Annotated in this window: 14 protein-coding genes and 1 pseudogene; 11 read left to right on the top strand and 4 right to left on the bottom strand. The window is 73.4% G+C overall.

Annotated features, from left to right (window positions below; translation table 11 throughout):
* Nucleotides 1–45: 45 nt before the first annotated feature.
* Together BLS70_RS01220 and BLS70_RS01215 are read right to left on the bottom strand one after the other, a co-directional pair.
* Nucleotides 46–807: an SDR family oxidoreductase gene (locus BLS70_RS01220; protein ID WP_091763692.1), complete on the bottom strand. Its 762-nt coding sequence runs from the start codon at nt 805–807 to the stop codon at nt 46–48.
* A complete protein-coding gene (locus BLS70_RS01215; RefSeq protein WP_091763691.1) occupies nt 807–3680 on the bottom strand; it encodes an aconitate hydratase in 2874 nt (957 codons plus the stop codon). The genes BLS70_RS01220 and BLS70_RS01215 overlap by 1 nt, the downstream gene beginning before the upstream one ends.
* Nucleotides 3681–3857: 177 nt before the next feature.
* Between BLS70_RS01215 and BLS70_RS01210 the strand changes: the two genes are divergently transcribed.
* The 10 genes and pseudogenes from BLS70_RS01210 (at nt 3858) to BLS70_RS01160 (ending at nt 13066) form a co-directional block, all read left to right on the top strand.
* Nucleotides 3858–4613: an SIR2 family NAD-dependent protein deacylase gene (locus tag BLS70_RS01210; RefSeq protein WP_091764089.1), complete on the top strand. Its 756-nt coding sequence runs from the start codon at nt 3858–3860 to the stop codon at nt 4611–4613.
* An 80-nt stretch (nt 4614–4693) separates the two neighbouring features.
* The gene (locus BLS70_RS01205; RefSeq protein ID WP_255362150.1) at nt 4694–4927 is read left to right on the top strand and encodes a hypothetical protein; all 234 of its coding nucleotides are present in this window, start codon (nt 4694–4696) and stop codon (nt 4925–4927) included.
* Nucleotides 4924–5349, top strand: a complete 426-nt coding sequence (locus tag BLS70_RS01200; protein ID WP_091763690.1) for a DUF1772 domain-containing protein — start codon at nt 4924–4926, stop codon at nt 5347–5349. Before BLS70_RS01205 ends, BLS70_RS01200 begins: the two co-directional genes overlap by 4 nt.
* Before the next feature lie 189 nt (nt 5350–5538).
* A pseudogene (locus BLS70_RS21560) lies at nt 5539–5718 on the top strand (glutaminase); the annotation flags it as partial.
* Nucleotides 5719–5776: 58 nt separating this feature from the next.
* Nucleotides 5777–6328, top strand: a complete 552-nt coding sequence (locus BLS70_RS01185; protein WP_176946223.1) for a glutaminase — start codon at nt 5777–5779, stop codon at nt 6326–6328.
* 94 nt (nt 6329–6422) lie between these two features.
* Nucleotides 6423–7958 carry a long-chain-fatty-acid--CoA ligase gene (locus BLS70_RS01180; RefSeq protein WP_091763687.1) on the top strand — a complete coding sequence of 512 codons (1536 nt, stop codon included), beginning with the start codon at nt 6423–6425 and terminating at the stop codon, nt 7956–7958.
* Between the two features lie 247 nt (nt 7959–8205).
* Nucleotides 8206–9570, top strand: coding sequence for a C40 family peptidase (locus BLS70_RS01175; RefSeq protein WP_091763686.1), 1365 nt, complete (start codon nt 8206–8208; stop codon nt 9568–9570).
* A gap of 288 nt (nt 9571–9858) precedes the next feature.
* Nucleotides 9859–11100, top strand: coding sequence for an AAA family ATPase (locus BLS70_RS01170; RefSeq protein WP_255362149.1), 1242 nt, complete (start codon nt 9859–9861; stop codon nt 11098–11100).
* Nucleotides 11097–12113, top strand: coding sequence for a DUF58 domain-containing protein (locus tag BLS70_RS01165; RefSeq protein ID WP_255362148.1), 1017 nt, complete (start codon nt 11097–11099; stop codon nt 12111–12113). Before BLS70_RS01170 ends, BLS70_RS01165 begins: the two co-directional genes overlap by 4 nt.
* Nucleotides 12110–13066 (top strand): VWA domain-containing protein, encoded by a 957-nt coding sequence (locus BLS70_RS01160; protein WP_091763685.1) that lies wholly within the window; start codon nt 12110–12112, stop codon nt 13064–13066. Before BLS70_RS01165 ends, BLS70_RS01160 begins: the two co-directional genes overlap by 4 nt.
* Here BLS70_RS01160 and BLS70_RS01155 read toward each other — a convergent pair.
* A complete protein-coding gene (locus tag BLS70_RS01155; RefSeq protein WP_091763684.1) occupies nt 13063–14775 on the bottom strand; it encodes a SpoIIE family protein phosphatase in 1713 nt (570 codons plus the stop codon). The genes BLS70_RS01160 and BLS70_RS01155 overlap by 4 nt on opposite strands.
* An 86-nt stretch (nt 14776–14861) precedes the next feature.
* Here BLS70_RS01155 and BLS70_RS01150 point away from each other — a divergent pair, with 86 nt between their 5' ends.
* Nucleotides 14862–15242: an ArsR/SmtB family transcription factor gene (locus BLS70_RS01150; protein WP_091763683.1), complete on the top strand. Its 381-nt coding sequence runs from the start codon at nt 14862–14864 to the stop codon at nt 15240–15242.
* A 13-nt stretch (nt 15243–15255) separates the two neighbouring features.
* On the opposite strand, the gene BLS70_RS01145 is transcribed toward BLS70_RS01150, so the two are convergent.
* The gene (locus BLS70_RS01145; protein WP_091763682.1) at nt 15256–16227 is read right to left on the bottom strand and encodes a quinone oxidoreductase family protein; all 972 of its coding nucleotides are present in this window, start codon (nt 16225–16227) and stop codon (nt 15256–15258) included.
* Nucleotides 16228–16541 lie beyond the last annotated feature (314 nt).

Here is a 16541-nt window from a genome sequence, read left to right as displayed (position 1 = left end):
ACCCGGGGACGACGCTTCGTGCACGAAAGGTACGGGCGGGGCCCTTCACAGCGCGCGGGTCATGCCGCCGTCGACGGCGATCATCGTGCCGGTCAGGTAGGAGGCGGCGGGGGAGAGGGCAAAGGCGGCGATCCGGCCGAACTCCTCGGGTCGGCCCACCCGCCGCAGCGGGATGCCGGCCTCGGTGCGGGCGCGCGCTTTCACGGGATCGCCGGACGCCGCCTCGATCTCGGCGATGCGGTCGGTGGCGATGGTCCCGGGCAGGAGGCCGAGCACCCGGATGCCCCGGGGACCCAGCTCGTCGGCCAGCGCCTTCGCCGTCATCGCCAGGCCGGGGCGCAGGCCGTTGGAGATGGCCAGGTGGCCGATCGGCTGCTTCACCGAGATGGAGAGCACGAACGCGATCGCCGCACCCTCGCCCAGGTGCGGGACGAGCGCCCGGACCAGGCGCAGCGGCCCGAGCAGCACCGACTCCACGCCCGCCCGCCAGGCGTCCTCGGCGGTCGAGAGGACGGTCCCCGGTGCGGGGCCGCCGACCGAGATCAGCACGCCGTCGATCTGCCCGAGTCGTTCACCGGCCTCGGCCACCAGGCGTTCCGCGGCGGCGTCGTCGGCCAGGTCGGCCGGGATGCCGAACGCCGCGGGCGCCCCGCCGAGCGAGGTGACCGCGGTGTCCACCGACTCGGGGGAGCGCGAGCTGATCAGCACGCGCGCCCCGTCGTCGACGAGGGCCCGGGCGGTCGCGAGCCCCAGCCCCCGGCTCGCGCCGGTGAGCAGGAACCCGCGACCACCCAGGCCCAGGTCCATCAGGCGGCCGTGCCGCGCAGGGACCGGAGGACGTACTGCATGATCCCGCCGTTGCGGTAGTAGTTCGCCTCACCGGGGGTGTCGATCCGGACCCGGGCGTCGAACTCGACGTCCCCGGCCTTCACCTTCACCGTGCGGGGGACCGAGCCGTCGTTCAGCGCGGTGATCCCGGTGATCGTGAACTCCTCGTCGCCGGTCAGGCCGAGCGACTCGCGGTTCTGGCCCTCGGGGTACTGCAGCGGCAGCACGCCCATGCCGATGAGGTTGGAGCGGTGGATGCGCTCGTAGCTCTCGGCGATGACGGCCTTGACGCCCAGCAGCGCGGTGCCCTTGGCCGCCCAGTCGCGCGACGAGCCCGAGCCGTACTCCTTGCCGGCCAGCACGACCAGCGGGATGCCGGCGTCGATGTAGGCGCGCGAGGCGTCGTAGATCGTCGTCGTCTCGCCGGTCAGGTGGTTCTTCGTGACGCCACCCTCGGTGCCGGGCACCAGCTGGTTGCGCAGCCGGATGTTGGCGAACGTGCCGCGGATCATGACCTCGTGGTTCCCGCGGCGGGAGCCGTAGGAGTTGAAGTCGCGGCGGTCCACGCCGTGCTCGCGGAGGTACTTGCCCGCGGGGCTGTCGGCCTTGATCGAGCCGGCCGGGGAGATGTGGTCGGTGGTCACCGAGTCACCGAGCACCGCGAGGGTGCGGGCGCCGGTGATGTCCTCGACCGGGGACGGCTCGGCCGGCATGCCCTCGAAGTACGGAGGACGCCGCACGTAGGTGCTGTCCTCGGCCCACTCGAAGGTGTCGCCGGTCGGGGTGGGCAGGTTCTGCCACTGCTCGGTGCCGGCGAAGACGTCCTCGTAGGAGCGGCCGAACTGCTCCGCGGAGACGGCGTGGTCGATGACCCGCTGGACCTCCTGCGGGGAGGGCCACAGGTCGCGCAGGAAGACGTCGTTGCCGTCGGGGTCCTGCCCCAGGGGGTCGTTGTTCAGGTCGACGTCCATGGAGCCGGCCAGCGCGTAGGCGATGACCAGCGGCGGCGAGGCCAGGTAGTTCATCTTGACGTCGGGGTTGATCCGGCCCTCGAAGTTGCGGTTGCCCGAGAGCACGGAGACGACGGCGAGGTCGGCCTCGTTGACCGCGTCGGACACCGGCTGCGGGAGCGGGCCGGAGTTACCGATGCAGGTCGTGCAGCCGTAGCCGACCAGGTAGAAGCCCAGCTTCTCCAGGTACGGGGTGAGCTCGGCCTTCTCGTAGTAGTCCATGACGACCTTGGACCCGGGGGCCAGCGTCGTCTTCACCCACGGCTTGCTGGTCAGCCCGCGCTCGACGGCGTTCTTCGCCAGCAGCGCGGCGCCGATCATGACCTGCGGGTTCGAGGTGTTCGTGCACGAGGTGATCGCGGCGATGACGACGTGGCCGTGGTCGATCTCGGTCTCCGTGCCGTCCTCCATGACGACCTTGGTGGGCTTCCGCGGCCGGCTGACGTCTCCGCTGCCGTCGTAGTGGTGCGGCTTGCCGGCCTCGCCGTTGCCGTGCTCGGACGGTGCGGCCGGATCCGAGGCAGGGAACGACTCGGCGGAGGCCTCGTCGACCGAGGACTCGACGCCGAACGGCTTCTCCTGCTGCGGGACGCCGGGCTTGCGGTCCTCGCCACCGGTCTCGTCGGCGGCCACGTAGTCGGCCAGCGCCGCGCGGAACGAGGACTTAGCGTCGGTGATGGCGACCCGGTCCTGCGGGCGCTTCGGGCCGGCGATGGAGGGGACGACGGTGCCGAGGTCGAGCTCCAGGTACTCGGAGAACGCCGGCTCGCGGGAGGCGTCGTGCCAGAGGCCCTGCTCCTTGGCGTAGGCCTCGACGAGCGCGACCTGCTCGCGGGAGCGGCCGGTGAGCTCGAGGTAGGTGATCGTCTCCTCGTCGATGGGGAACATCGCCGCGGTGGAGCCGAACTCCGGGCTCATGTTGCCGATCGTGGCGCGGTTGGCCAGGGGGACGGCGGACACGCCCTCGCCGTAGAACTCGACGAATTTCCCGACGACGCCGTGCTGGCGCAGCATCTCGGTGATGGTGAGGACCAGGTCGGTGGCGGTGGCGCCGTCCGGCAGCTGGCCGAAGAGCTTGAAGCCCACGACGCGCGGGATGAGCATCGAAACCGGCTGGCCGAGCATGGCGGCCTCGGCCTCGATGCCCCCGACGCCCCAGCCCAGCACGCCCAGGCCGTTGACCATCGTGGTGTGCGAGTCGGTGCCCACGCAGGTGTCCGGGTAGGCGACCACGCGGTCCCCCTCCTGCCGCGGGAAGATCACGCGGGCCAGGTGCTCGATGTTGACCTGGTGGACGATGCCGGTGCCCGGGGGGACGACCTTGAAGTCGCTGAAGGCGCCCTGGCCCCAGCGGAGGAACTGGTAGCGCTCGCCGTTGCGCTCGTACTCGATCTCGACGTTGCGCTGGAACGAGTCCTCGGTGCCGAAGATGTCGGCGATGACCGAGTGGTCGATGACCAGCTCGGCCGGGGCGAGCGGGTTGATCTTCTGCGGGTCGCCGCCCAGCTCCGCCATGGCCTCGCGCATGGTGGCGAGGTCGACGATGCAGGGGACGCCGGTGAAGTCCTGCATGACCACGCGGGCCGGCGTGAACTGGATCTCCTGGTCGGGCTCGGCCGACGGGTCCCAGTTGGCGATCGCCCGGATGTGGTCGGCGGTGATGTCCGCGCCGTCCTCGGTGCGCAGCAGGTTCTCGAGGAGGACCTTCAGGCTGAAGGGCAGCTTCTCGGAGCCCTCCACCGCGTCGAGTCGGTAGATGTCGTAGTCCGTGCCCTCGACCGACAGAGTCGACCGGGCTCCGAAGCTGTCTCTGGTCCTGCTAGTCGTTCCGCCGTCTGCCACTCTTCTGCGCCTACCCCTCGCTGGTTCGTCGCGGCTGGTTCGTCGCGCTCGTGTCCACCCCCGATCATCCCAGTCCGCGGACCGGAGCACCGGGTCAGGCGACCCTTCCTTTCCCCCGTGACGTCCGTCACTCCTGCCGAGGGGCCTCCGGGTGCCTCGCTCCCTACCGTGGACGACGTGACCGGCGCCGTTCCCGAGCCCCTGCCCGACTGGCTGACCGCAGCACGGCGGATCACCGTGCTCACCGGTGCGGGGATCTCGACCGACAGCGGCATCTCGGACTACCGGGGCCCGCAGGGCGTGTGGACACGCGACCCGGACGCCGAGAAGCTCGTGACGCTCTCGTACTACCTGACCGATCCGGAGATCAGGCGGCGGTCCTGGCTCCTGCGCCAGGCGATGCAGGACGCCGATCCGCAGCCCAACGCCGGCCACCGGGCGCTGGTCGACCTCGAACGCCAGGGGCGCCTGCGGGCCCTGGTGACTCAGAACATCGACGGCCTGCACCAGGCGGCGGGCTCGGGCGCCGGTCTGGTGCACGAGATCCACGGCACCGTGGCCGAGGTGGTCTGCACCGACTGCGGCGACCGCACCCCGATCCGCGAGGCGCTGGACCGGGTCGCCGGGGGAGAGCCGGACCCGGCGTGTCCGCGGTGCGGCGGCATCCTCAAGACCGCGACCGTCTACTTCGGCGAGATGCTCGACGAGCGCGTGGTCGAGGCGTGCAACGCGGCCGCCGCGGACTGCGACGTGTTCCTCGCCGTGGGCACGTCGTTGCAGGTCTGGCCGGCCGCTGGCCTGGCCGACATCGCGGTGCGCTCGGGGGCCCGGCTGGTCGTGGTCAACGCCCAGGAGACGCCCTACGACGGTGTCGCCGCCCTCGTCGTCCGCGAGCCGATCGGGACCTCGTTGCCGCGGCTGGTCGGCGGATGACCCGCGCGGACCTGCTCGCCCGCTACCGGGAGCTGGTGCTCGGCGAGCTGCCGCGGCGGGCGCGCGCGGGGAAGTGAGTGGTGCGCGACGACCACTGCTTCGGGCGGATCGTGCTCGACTCCACCGTGGGGGGCTGCTGGTACGACGTCCTCGACCGGCGGCGTTCACCGGCCTTCGCCCAGCTGGACGACGGGCAGCTGGCCGCCGCGGTGGCGTTGGCGGAGCGGATCCTCGCCGAGGGCGACCCGCTGCTGCGCGAGCTGGACGCGCAGAGCCTGCGCTGGCGCGGTAAGCGGCCGGAGCGAGCGGCGTGACTCTGCTCGTCGTCCACCTGGCGCTGACCGCGGCCTACGCCGGGTTCCAGTGGACGGTGCGGTTCCTGGTCTACCCGCAGTTCGCGCAGGTGCCGGCCGAGGCCTTCGCCGGCTACGAGCGCAGCCACCAGCGGCTGGTCAGCCGGGTGGTCGGTCCGCTCTTCGCCGGGCAGGGCGTCACGACGCTGCTCCTGCTCGCGGTCCGGCCGGCGGAGGTGCCGCTGCCCCCAGTGCTGGCCGGGGCGGCCTGCCTTGCCGTCGTGCTGGGGGTCACGGCGTTCCTGGCCGTCCCGCTGCACCGCCGCCTCGACGGCGGCTGGGATCTCGCGGCGCACCGGCGGCTGCTGCGCGTCGACGGGCTGCGGGTGGCCGCCGCCACCGCCGGCACGGCCGCCGCGGCATGGGCGCTCCTGCTCGCCTGACCGTTCGACCGGCCCGGTCGGCCGCGCCGCGGCAACGTGCAGAGGTGCCTCCGACTCCCGACGACCTGCCCGACGACCTCACCGGGATCCTCGAGAGAGGTGGCCGCCGAGGCGCGCCCGCTGGCCGAGGACGACGAGGTCGCCCAGCCGGGCGAGGGGCCCGAACGCTTCGCGCTCGCGCTGTGCGAGATGGACGGCACCGAGCACGTCGCCGGCGACGCCGATGCCGGCTTCCCCGTCCAGAGCGTCGTCGAGGTCTTCGCGCTGACCGCCGCTCTCCAGCACGTCGGCGAGAACGTCTTCCGGCGGGTGGGCAGGGAGCCATCGGGTGACCCCTTCGACTCCCTCATCCAGTCGGAGCACGAGCGCGGGATCCCCCGCAACCCGTTCATCAACGCCGGCGCCCTCGTCGTGTGCGACTTTGCTGGTGGGCGCCACCGGGTCGGCGGACGCGGCGAGGGCGGCCGTCACCAACCTGCTGTCGGACCTCGTGGGCGAGCGGCTCGAACCCGACTCCGAGGTGGTCGAGGAGGAGCGCGCGGGGGCCGACCTGAACACCGCGATGGCCTGGCTGATGCGCTCGTTCGACAACTTCACCCACCCGGTGGACGAGGTGGTGGACGCCTACGCGCAGCTGTGCACCCTGACGGTGACGGCCCGTCGGCTGGCCCGTGCCGCCCGGTTCCTGGCCAACGACGGGGTGGACCCGGGCACCGGTGAACGGGTCCTGACCGAGCCGCTGGCCCGCCGGGTGAACGCGGTGATGATGACCTGCGGCACCTACGACGCCGCCGGTCAGTTCGCCTACGACGTCGGCTTCCCCTGCACGAGCGGGGTGGCCGGCGCGGTGATGGGGAACGTGCCGAACAGGTTCGGGGTGTGCGCGTGGTCCCCGCCGCTGGACAGGGCCGGCAACTCCCGCGCCGGCCGCGCCGCGCTGCACATGCTCAGCGAACGGCTGGGGCTGTCGCTGCTGTAGTCCGGCCTCGTGAGCGTCGGCGCGGCCTATTAGCGTGACGGCCACCACGTCGAGCGGCCGGTGCCGAGCCGGCCGCGCACCCCAGGGAGCCGGCATGCGCGTGCCCTTGACCACCCGTGACTTCCTCGAGCGGGCCGAGCTCGTCTACGGCGACCGCGTCGGCATCGTGGACGAGCCGAACCAGTCGGCGCCGTCCCTGGGCGAGGTCAGCTACCGGGACGTCGCCCGCCGCGGCCGGGCGCTGCAGGCCGCGCTGGACGAGCTGGGCATCGGCGAGGGCGAGCGGGTGGCGATCGTCAGCCACAACGCCGCCCGGCTGCTCGAGGTGCTGCTCGCCGTCCCCTCGTCGGGGCGGGTGGCGGTGCCGATCAACTTCCGGCTCTCCCCGGAGGAGGTCGAGTACATCGTCGGGCACTGCGGCGCGCGCGTGCTCTTCGTCGACCCCGAGCTGGAGCCGACGCTCAAGGGCGTGACGGCGGAGCACCGGTTCGGCACGGGGGAGGAGTACGAGCAGCTGCTCCGATACGACGTCGAGCCGCGGGCCTGGGCGCAGCCGGACGAGGACGCGACGGCCACCATCAACTACACGTCCGGCACGACGGCCCGCCCCAAGGGCGTGCAGATGACGCACCGCAACCTGTGGGTCAACGCGGTCACCTTCGGCATGCACATGCAGGTCAGCGACCGCGACGTCTACCTCCACACGCTCCCGATGTTCCACTGCAACGGCTGGGGGCTGCCGTACACGATGGCCGGCCTCGGGGCGCGGCAGATCGTGCTGCGCAAGGTCGACGGCGCCGAGATCCTCCGCCGCGTCGAGCAGCACGGCGTCACGATCATGGCTGGGGCGCCGGCGGTGTGGAACGCCGTGCTCGAGGCGGCGGCCGACTGGGACGGCCCGATCCCGGGCCGCGACAAGGTGCGCATCGTCGTCGCCGGCGCGCCCCCGCCGTCGAAGACCATCGCCCGCGTCGAGGCCGAGCTCGGCTGGGAGTTCAACCAGATCTACGGCCTCACCGAGACCGCTCCGCTGCTCACCATCAACCGGCCCCGCGCCGAGTACGACGACCTGTCGCCGGAGGAACGGGCCAAGCGGCTGTCCCGGGCGGGCGTGCCCGCGCTGGGCACCCGCCTGTCGGTGAGCGAGTCCGGCGAGGTGCTCGCGCACGGGAACACGGTGCTCGCCGGGTACTGGGAGAACCCCGACGCCTCGGCCGAGGCGCTGGAGGGCGGCTGGTTCCACACCGGCGACGGCGGCACGATCGACGACGGCGGCTACGTGACGATCTCCGACCGCAAGAAGGACGTGATCATCACCGGCGGCGAGAACGTGTCGTCGATCGAGGTCGAGGACGCCGTCTTCAGCCACCCGGCGGTCGCGGAGGTCGCCGTCATCGGCGTCCCGGACGACAAGTGGGGCGAGATGGTGACCGCGATCGTGGTGGTCGCCGAGGGCCAGCAGGTCACCGAGGCCGACATCGTCGCCCACTGCCGCGGCAAGATCGCCGGCTACAAGATCCCCAAGCGGGTCGAGTTCCGGGACGAGCTGGCGCGCACGGCCACCGGCAAGATCCAGAAGTTCAAGCTGCGCGAGTCCTTCTGGGAGGGCTCCGAGCGCCGGGTGAACTGAGGCCCCGTCCCGGGACCCGCCGCGAGCCTGCGAGGGATGGGGCGGACGGGGTCCTTCGGCCTTCCCCCCACGCCTCGCACGCTCGGCGCCGGCCCCTGAAGGGCGGCCGTTCCAGCACGTCACCCGCGCGTGGCGTCCCACCCCTTGGGGTGAGACGCCCCTCAACGACGTCGCCCGGCTGACCGATCCCCTTCCCGACGGCACCCCTCCGGGTGCCCATCGTCGAGAAGTCGGAAGAGGTCGCGACGTGAACAGCGGTACCCCGAACAGCCAGGCGCGCCCGGCATGGCGTCGTGGAGCGCTGCGCGCGGGTGGGACGGCGCTCGCCGCCGCGTTCCTCGTCGGCCTGACGCCCGCCGTCGCCGACGCGACCCCTGGCGCGCCGAGCGACGGGGAGATCTCCACCGCCCGCACGCAGGCCGACGCCGTGGCCGCCCGCATCGGCGAGCTCGACGGCCAGCTGGCCGCCACGCAGGCCGAGGTGGACAGCGCCCGGGAGCAGGCGCTCCTGGCGCTGGACGAGTACCAGGCGACCGAGGAGGCCGCCGAGGCGGCCCGCGCGCACGCCGAGGCCGCGGCCGAGGACGCCGCCCGCAGGACCGCGCAGCTCGGTGACGCCCGCGACGACCTGGTCGCCTTCGCGCGCAGGACCTACATGGAGGGGAGCGCCAGCCCGGGCGCCAGCGCACTGCTCACCGCGGGCAGCCCCTCGCAGCTCATCGAGCGTGCCGCTCTGCTCGAGGCCGCCGGCTCCCACCGCACCGACGTCGTGGGCCGCGTCACGGTCCTGCACAAGCGGGCGAGGGCGGCCGAGGTCGTCGCGCGCACCGCCGTGGCCGAGGCCGACGAGCTGAAGCAGACGGCCGGGGAGCAGCTCCGGGTCGCTCGGAACGCCGAGGTGTCCGCCCGGGCACAGCAGGCGCAGGTGCGCACCGAGCAGGCCGCGGTGCAGGCTCAGCTGGACCAGGCGGAGCAGCAGCTGACCTCGCTCCTCGGCGCCCGCGAGGCCGCCGTGCGTGCCGCGGCCGCCAAGGCTGCCCAGCAGCCCGTGGCACCGGCCCCGAGGCCGGAGTCGCCGGCTCCCAACGCGCCGGCTCCCAACGCGCCGGCTCCGAACGCGCCGGCTCCGGCTCCGGCTCCGGCTCCGGCTCCGGCTCCGGCCCCGGCTCCGGCTCCGGCCCCGTCGCCCGGCCCCGGCTCGTCGTCGGCCGCGCAGACCGCGATCAACGCAGGCATGCGCTACATCGGCCTCCCCTACGCCTGGGGTGGCGGCGGCAGCCGCGGCCCCGGTCCCGGACAGGACCCCGACCGCGGTGTCATCGGCTTCGACTGCAGCGGGCTGACCCAGTACGCCTACGCCCAGGCCGGCATCGCGATCCCGCGCAACAGCCGGGCCCAGTACGCCCAGCTGCCCAAGGTGGGGCGTGCCGCGCTGCGGCCCGGGGACCTGGTCTTCTGGGCCACCGACCCGGGCAATCCCTCGACGATCCACCACGTGGCCATCTACCTCGGCGGGGACCGGATGCTCGAGGCCCCGGAGAGCGGCAAGACCGTCCGGACGACGGCGATGCGCTGGAGCCACTACGCCGGCGCGGTGCGGCCCTCCGCCTGAGCGGGGCCGGCCGGCCGGGCGGGCGTTCCGCGGGCGCCTGGAGATGAGGCGTCGGGCAGCCACGGGGGGAGCTGCCCGACGCACCTCTGAGGCTAGCAGCCGGCACGCCTGAGAGCAGCCGTCCCGCAGAGATCGATCGCAGGCGTCGGCACCGCGGGGAGGCCTTCCGGCGGCATCCAGCTGTCGCCCAGGAAGGTGTAGGACACTGGTTCCCGGGGACGGCTGTGCCGCCCCGTCGACGGCCACTCTTGTTCCGGTGACCGCGGCCAGGCACGACCAGGGAGCCCCGTGACGAGCGCTGCCAGCACGCCGACCGAGAACCCGACCGCGCAGGCGGGCGCCCCGGTACCGCCGGCCACCGATGCCGCCCGGCTCGAGCGGGTGCTGTTCGAGATCAAGCGGGTCATCGTCGGCCAGGACCGCCTCGTCGAGCGGATGCTCGTGGCGCTCCTCGCCCGCGGGCACGTGCTGCTCGAGGGCGTCCCCGGCGTCGCGAAGACCCTCGCCGTCGAGACCCTGGCCACCGCCGTCGGCGGGAAGTTCGCCCGCCTGCAGTTCACCCCGGACCTGGTGCCGGCCGACATCATCGGCACGCGCATCTACAAGTCGGGGCAGGACGCCTTCGACACCGAGCTCGGCCCGGTGTTCGCCAACTTCGTCCTCACCGACGAGATCAACCGCGCTCCGGCCAAGGTGCAGTCGGCGCTGCTGGAGGTCATGGCCGAGCGGCAGGTCAGCATCGGCGGGGTCACCCACCCGCTGCCCGACCCGTTCCTCGTGCTGGCCACCCAGAACCCGATCGAGTCCGAGGGCGTCTACCCGCTGCCCGAGGCGCAGCGCGACCGCTTCCTCATGAAGGTGCTCGTCGACTACCCGAGCCCGGACGAGGAGCGGGAGATCATCTACCGCATGGGCTCCGAGCCGCCGGTGGCCCAGACCGTGCTGGGTCCCGACGAGCTGCGCCGGCTGCAGAAGACCGCCTCCCGGGTCTTCGTGCACCACGCGCTGGTCGACTACGTCGTCCGCCTCGTGGTCGCCACGCGCACGCCGCGCGAGCACGGCATGGAGGACGTCGCGACGTGGGTGTCCTACGGCGCCAGCCCGCGCGCCTCCCTCGGCCTGATCGCCGCCAGCCGGGCGCTGGCGCTGGTGCGCGGCCGTGACTACGTGCTGCCCCAGGACGTCCTCGACATCACCGCCGACGTGCTGCGCCACCGGCTGGTGCTCTCCTACGACGCCCTCGCCGACGGCGTCCCCGCCGACCACATCGTGAAGCGCATCGTGCAGACGGTGCCGCTGCCGCAGGTGGCCCCCCGCCAGAACGCCGGCGGCTTCGGTCCCGGTGCCGGCGGCGGACCGCAGGTGCCGCAGTACGGCCCGCCGCAGGGCATGCCGGTGTCGAACGGGCAGGGCCAGGGCGGGCCGGGCCAGGGTGCGACCGCCTACGGCGCGCCGGGCCAGGGCATGCACGCCGCACCGCCCGCCCAGGGCGGTCAGGGCTCCAACGGTCACGGGCCGCACCCGGCGTGATCCGGCGTCGCCGCAGCGCCGGCCCGTCCCCGGCGGTCTCCGCGCACCCCGGCCTCCTGCTGCACGACGCCGGGGACAGCCCCGGCGGGGACGACGGCGCGCCCCCGCGCTTCACCGACGGCCCGGCCGACGTCCTGCTGCGCCGGCTGGAGCTGACCGTGCGGCGCCGGCTGGACGGGCTGCTCCAGGGCGACCACCTGGGTCTGGTCCCGGGCTCCGGGTCCGAGGCCGGTGACTCCCGCACGTACCACCCGGGCGACGACGTCCGCCGCATGGACTGGCCGGTCACCGCCCGCACCCAGGTCCCGCACGTGCGCGAGACGATCGCCGACCGCGAGCTGGAGACGTGGGCGGTCGTCGACCTCTCGGCCAGCCTGGACTTCGGCACCGCCAAGTGCCTCAAGCGCGACCTCGCGATCGCCGGCCTGGCCGCGGTCGGGCACCTGACGGTGCACGGAGGCAACCGGCTGGGCGCGGTCGTGACGACGGGGGAGCGCGTGGACCGCCACCCGGCACTGCCGGGCCGGGTCGCCGCCGAGCGGCTGCTGCGCTCCGTCGTCGCCACCCCGCGTGCCGCCGGCGGCCGCCGGGGCGACCTCGCCGCCGCCCTGGAGACGCTGCGCCGGCCGGAGCGCCGCCGCGGCCTGGTGGTCGTGATCTCGGACTTCCTCGGCGACAGCGACTGGGAGCGGCCGCTGCGAGCGCTGGGCACCCGGCACGAGCTGCTGGCCATCGAGGTGGTCGACCCGCGGGAGCTGGAGCTGCCCGACGTGGGGCTGCTGACCGTCGTCGACCCGGAGAGCGGGCAGACCCTCGAGGTGCCCACGGGCGACGCCGAGTTCCGCGCACGCTTCGCGCAGGGGGCGGCCGAGGAGCGGGCCCGGATCGCGAGGGCGCTGCGCCGGGCCGGTGCCGGTCACCTGCAGCTGCGGACCGACCGCGACTGGCTCATGGACGTCGTCCGGTTCGTCGGCGAGCGCCGCCGGGCCGGGAGCGGAGGAGCGTCCCGATGACCTTCCAGGCCCCCCTGTGGCTGCTCGGCCTGCTCGTGGTCGCGGCGCTGGTGGCGTACTACGTCGTCCTGCAGCTGCGCCGCAAGGCGTATGCCGCCCGCTTCACGAACGTGGCCCTGCTCGGCTCGCTGGTGCCCAAGCGGCCGGGATGGCGCCGGCACGTGGCCTTCGGGCTGGTCGCGCTCGGGATCGCCACGCTGGTGGTGTCGCTGGCGAAGCCGAGCACCGAGGTGCGGGTGCCGCGGGAGCGGGCGACGGTGATCATGGCCGTCGACGTCTCGCTGTCGATGGAGGCCCGGGACGTCGAGCCGAGCCGCTTCCGGGCGATGCAGAAGGCGGCGAAGGAGTTCGTCGACGTCCTGCCGGAGCGCATCAACCTCGGGCTGGTGACCTTCGCGGGGACGGCGACGACGCTGGTGCCGCCGACCACCGACCGCGAGCAGGTACGGGGCGCGATCGACAACCTGGAGCTGGCGGAGTCGACGGCGATCGGCGAGGCGATCTTCACCTCGCTGACCGCGATCCAGAACTTCCAGGCGACGCTCGAGGAGACGGGCGAGGAGGCCCCGCCGGCGCGGGTCGTGCTGCTCTCCGACGGCTACCCGACCGTGGGCCGCGACGAGACCCAGGCGATCGACGCCGCCCAGGACGTCTCCATCCCGGTGTCGACGATCGCCTTCGGTACCGACTACGGCACGCTCGACCTGGACGGTGACACCGTGCCGGTGCCCGTGGACCGGGCCACGCTGGAGCGGATCGCGGACGAGACCGGCGGCAGCTACAGCGAGGCGGCCAGCGCCGAGGAGCTCGAGGAGGTGTACGCCGACCTGGGCAGCCAGATCGGCTACACGACCGAGCCGCAGGACATCAGCCCGCGGTTCGTGCGGGTCGGCGTCCTGGTGCTGCTCATAGGCGCCGCCCTCAGCCTGCTCTGGACCAACCGCCTGGTCTAGCCCGCAGGGTCGGGCGGCACCGTCGGGGGAACGTCCCGCGGCCCGGCGACGTCGGGGCGGGGGCGGTCCTGGCGGTGCAGGCGGATGGCCACCAGGGCGACGTCGTCCTCCGGGCGGGAGTCCACCAGCCGCTCGATGAGCCGGTCGCACAGCTCGTCGAGCGGGAGCCCGGCGAACTCGGCCGCCGCTGCCCGTAGGCGGTCCATGCCGTCGTCGAGCACGGAGTCCCGGCGCTCGATCAGTCCGTCGGTGTAGAGCAGCACGGTGGTCCGGCGGTCCAGGCTGACCACCGACTCGCTGCGCCGCGTGTCGGAGTCGACCCCGAGCATGAGGTCGCCGCGCCAGCTGGCCAGCTCGGCGATGGTGCCGTCCGGGTGGATGATCAGCGGCGGCGGGTGGCCGGCGTTCGCAAAGCGCATCCGGGTGATGCCCCGCTCCAGGTCCTCGGGGCTCTGCTCGAAGCGGGCCAGGGCCGCGGTCGCGTAGGTGTGCAGCTGCAGCTGGGTCATCGCCGCGTCGAGCTGGGCGAGCAGCCCGGCCGGGCCCACGTCACCGGTGACGGCGATGCCGCGGAGCATGCTGCGCAGCTGGCCCATCGACGCCGCAGCGGAGGTGTCGTGGCCGACGACGTCGCCGATGACCAGGACGGTCGCGCCGTCGGGCTGGACGAAGGCGTCGTACCAGTCGCCGCCCACGCGGGCGGCCTCGCCGGCGGGCAGGTAGCGCACCACGATCTGCGCGTGGTCGGGCTGGGGCGCCGCGGTCAGCATGCTGCGCTGCAGCTCCTCGGCGAGGCGCCGCTGCTGCTCGTACAGCCGCGCGTTGTCCAGGGCCAGACCCGCTCGCTGCGCGACCTCGGTGGCGGTGGCCAGATCAGCGGGGTCGACCGCCCGGTGCCGGTCGTGCACCAGGGTCAGGACGCCGAGCACCCGGTCCGGCCCTCGGATCGGCAGCACGGTCATGGTGCCGGGGTCGAGCACCCGGAGGAGTCGGCGCGCCTCACCGGTGGCGACCAGCCCGAGCGCGCGGCCGGTCAGCCCGGTGGCGGGCACGGTCACCGGGGTGCCGGTGGTCACCGCGCGCAGGCTCGGCGACGTCGTGGGGAAGGACGCCTGCGCCGCGGCGGCGAACCGGCGCACCAGCGGCACCTTTGCCGGGTCGACGTGCCAGGCCCCGGCGTCCAGCAGCGTGCCGTCCTCGGCCAGCACGGCGACCGTCGCCCAGTTGGCGAGCGCGGGCACGATCACCCGGGGGATCCGCCCCACCGCCGCAGGGGCGTTCAGGGTGCCGACGAGGTCCTCGCTGACCCGGGCGAGCAGCGCCAGCCGCTCGACGGCCTGGCGGCGTGCGGTCACCTCCGTGAAGTACACCCAGAGGCCGTGCAGGGCGGGCACTGCGTGAACCTCGTACCACTGGTTCAGCGGCTCGGGGTAGAAGGCCTCGAAGGTCTGCGGCCGGCGGGTGGCGACGGCCTCGCGGTACGCGCGGCCGAAGTCGTTGCCCGTGCTGGCCGGGAACGCATCCCAGTAGGACCGGCCCAGCAGGTCGGCCCGGACGTGCCCGACCATCTGCTCACCGGCCGCGTTGATGTAGCGGACCGTCCAGTCGGTGTCCAGCTCGAGCAGACCGATCGGCATGCTCTCCAGGGTCTGGGCGTCGGCGTCGTCCACGCCGTCGTCCACGCCGTCCGTCCGCCACCAGCGGGACATCGCACCTCTTCACCGGGAACTTCTGTCGAGTGACTTGACGAACTTATCAAGCACTACAGAAGGCCGCTGGTTCGTATGCTGGCGGTATGCCGTTCACACCCGGCCGCCCCCTGGCCGAGGCCAAGGCGGACCTCTTCAAGGCTCTGGCGCACCCGGCGCGCATCCGGGTGCTCGAGCTCCTGGCCGAGGGGGAGCGCACGATCGGCGAGCTGGCCGAGGGCACGGGGCTGGAGCTCTCGCACCTGTCGCAGCAGGTCAGCGTGCTGCGCCGTGCGGGCATCGTCGGGAGCCGGCGAGTGCGGAACAACGTCATCTGCTCGCTGTGCGACCCGCAGACGGCCGAGCTGCTGGCGGTGGCTCGCCGGATGCTGACGGCCAACCTGCGGCAGGGTCAGGCGCTGCTCGACGCGCTCGACGGCGCCGAGGACGCGGTCGCCCTCGCCGACGCCGCCCGCGCGAAGGGCTGACCCCCCCGCTCCCTCAGCGAGTGGGGTCGAGGACGAGCTTGCCGGTGGTGCGGCGGGCGAGCAGGTCCTGGTGTGCGTCGCGCACGTTGGACAGCGGGTAGCGCCCACCTGCGACGGGCTTGAGCGAGCCGTCCGCGGTCATGGCGAGCAGGTCGGTCATGGCGGCGTCGAGCATGTCGGGACGGGCCATGCAGTGCGCCAGCCAGAACCCGATGACCGCGCGGCTCTTCTGCATGAGCGCGCCCGGGGGCACCGACGGCGTCTCCTGGCGGGCGGCCATGCCGTAGGTGACCAGCCGGCCGAAGGGGGCCAGCGCCGAGAGCGAACCGGAGAAGACGTTGCCGCCGGTCATCTCGAGCACGATGTCGACGGGTTTGCCGTCGTTGGCCTCGCGGAGGGCGGCGGCGAACTGCTTCGGGTCGTCGTCCGCCAGCGCCGGGTCGACGGTAGCGTGGGCGCCGAGCTCCTCGGTGAGTGAGCGCTTCTCGAGGCTGGACGCGGTGGCGATGACGCGGCCGGCGCCCCAGCGGCGGGCCAGCTGCACGGCCAGCGAGCCGACGCCACCGGCACCGGCGATGACGACGACGGACTCGCCCTCGGCCAGGTGCGCGCAGGTGCGCAGCAGGTGCCAGGCGGTGGTCCCCTGGAGGACCAGCGACAGCGCCTGCTCGTCGGTGACGCCGTCCGGCACGGCCCAGGTGAGCCGGTCGTTCGCGGCCACCCGCTCGGCGTAGCCGCCGCCGTCGAGCAGGCCGACCACCCGCTGGCCGCCGCCGACCGGGGTGCCGACGAACTCCGCGCCAGGGATGAGCGGCAGCTGCTGGGCGGCCAGGTAGGAGTTCTCGATCTGGTGGGTGTCGGCGAAGTTGACTCCTGCGGCACTCACCTCGTACAGCGTCTGACCTGGTCCTGGAGTGGGGTCGGGAAGGTCGACGACGTCGAGGACTTCCGGGCCGCCGAAGCGGGTGATCTGCACAGCACGCATGCAGGTCAGGCTAGGGCCTGCCCCTTCGGGCGGCGGACGGTCAGCCCGCCCCCGCCGCCAACGGTCAGTACCTGCTCCACGCCGTCCACGACGAGGACCAACTAGCCTTGGCCGCTTACTGCCACGAAGGCCGCCTGTTGGGCGAGTTGGATCAGTGGAGCGCGAACGCATCCGTTACGACGGCGGCCACCTGCCGGAGGTGGGTGTCGGCGTAGGTGACTCCGGCGGCTGAGACGTCGTGCAGGGTTCGGCCGGCGCTCGTCGGCCGAGTTGAGGGCCGAGACCGGCGCCGGTCCCGCGGAGGTCGAGATCGG

Origin of the sequence: Blastococcus aurantiacus, from assembly GCF_900102425.1 — a bacterium.
Lineage (GTDB): Bacteria > Actinomycetota > Actinomycetes > Mycobacteriales > Geodermatophilaceae > Blastococcus > Blastococcus aurantiacus.
Note: the sequence above shows the minus strand (reverse complement) of the source record. Positions and strands in the feature narration are given on the sequence as shown.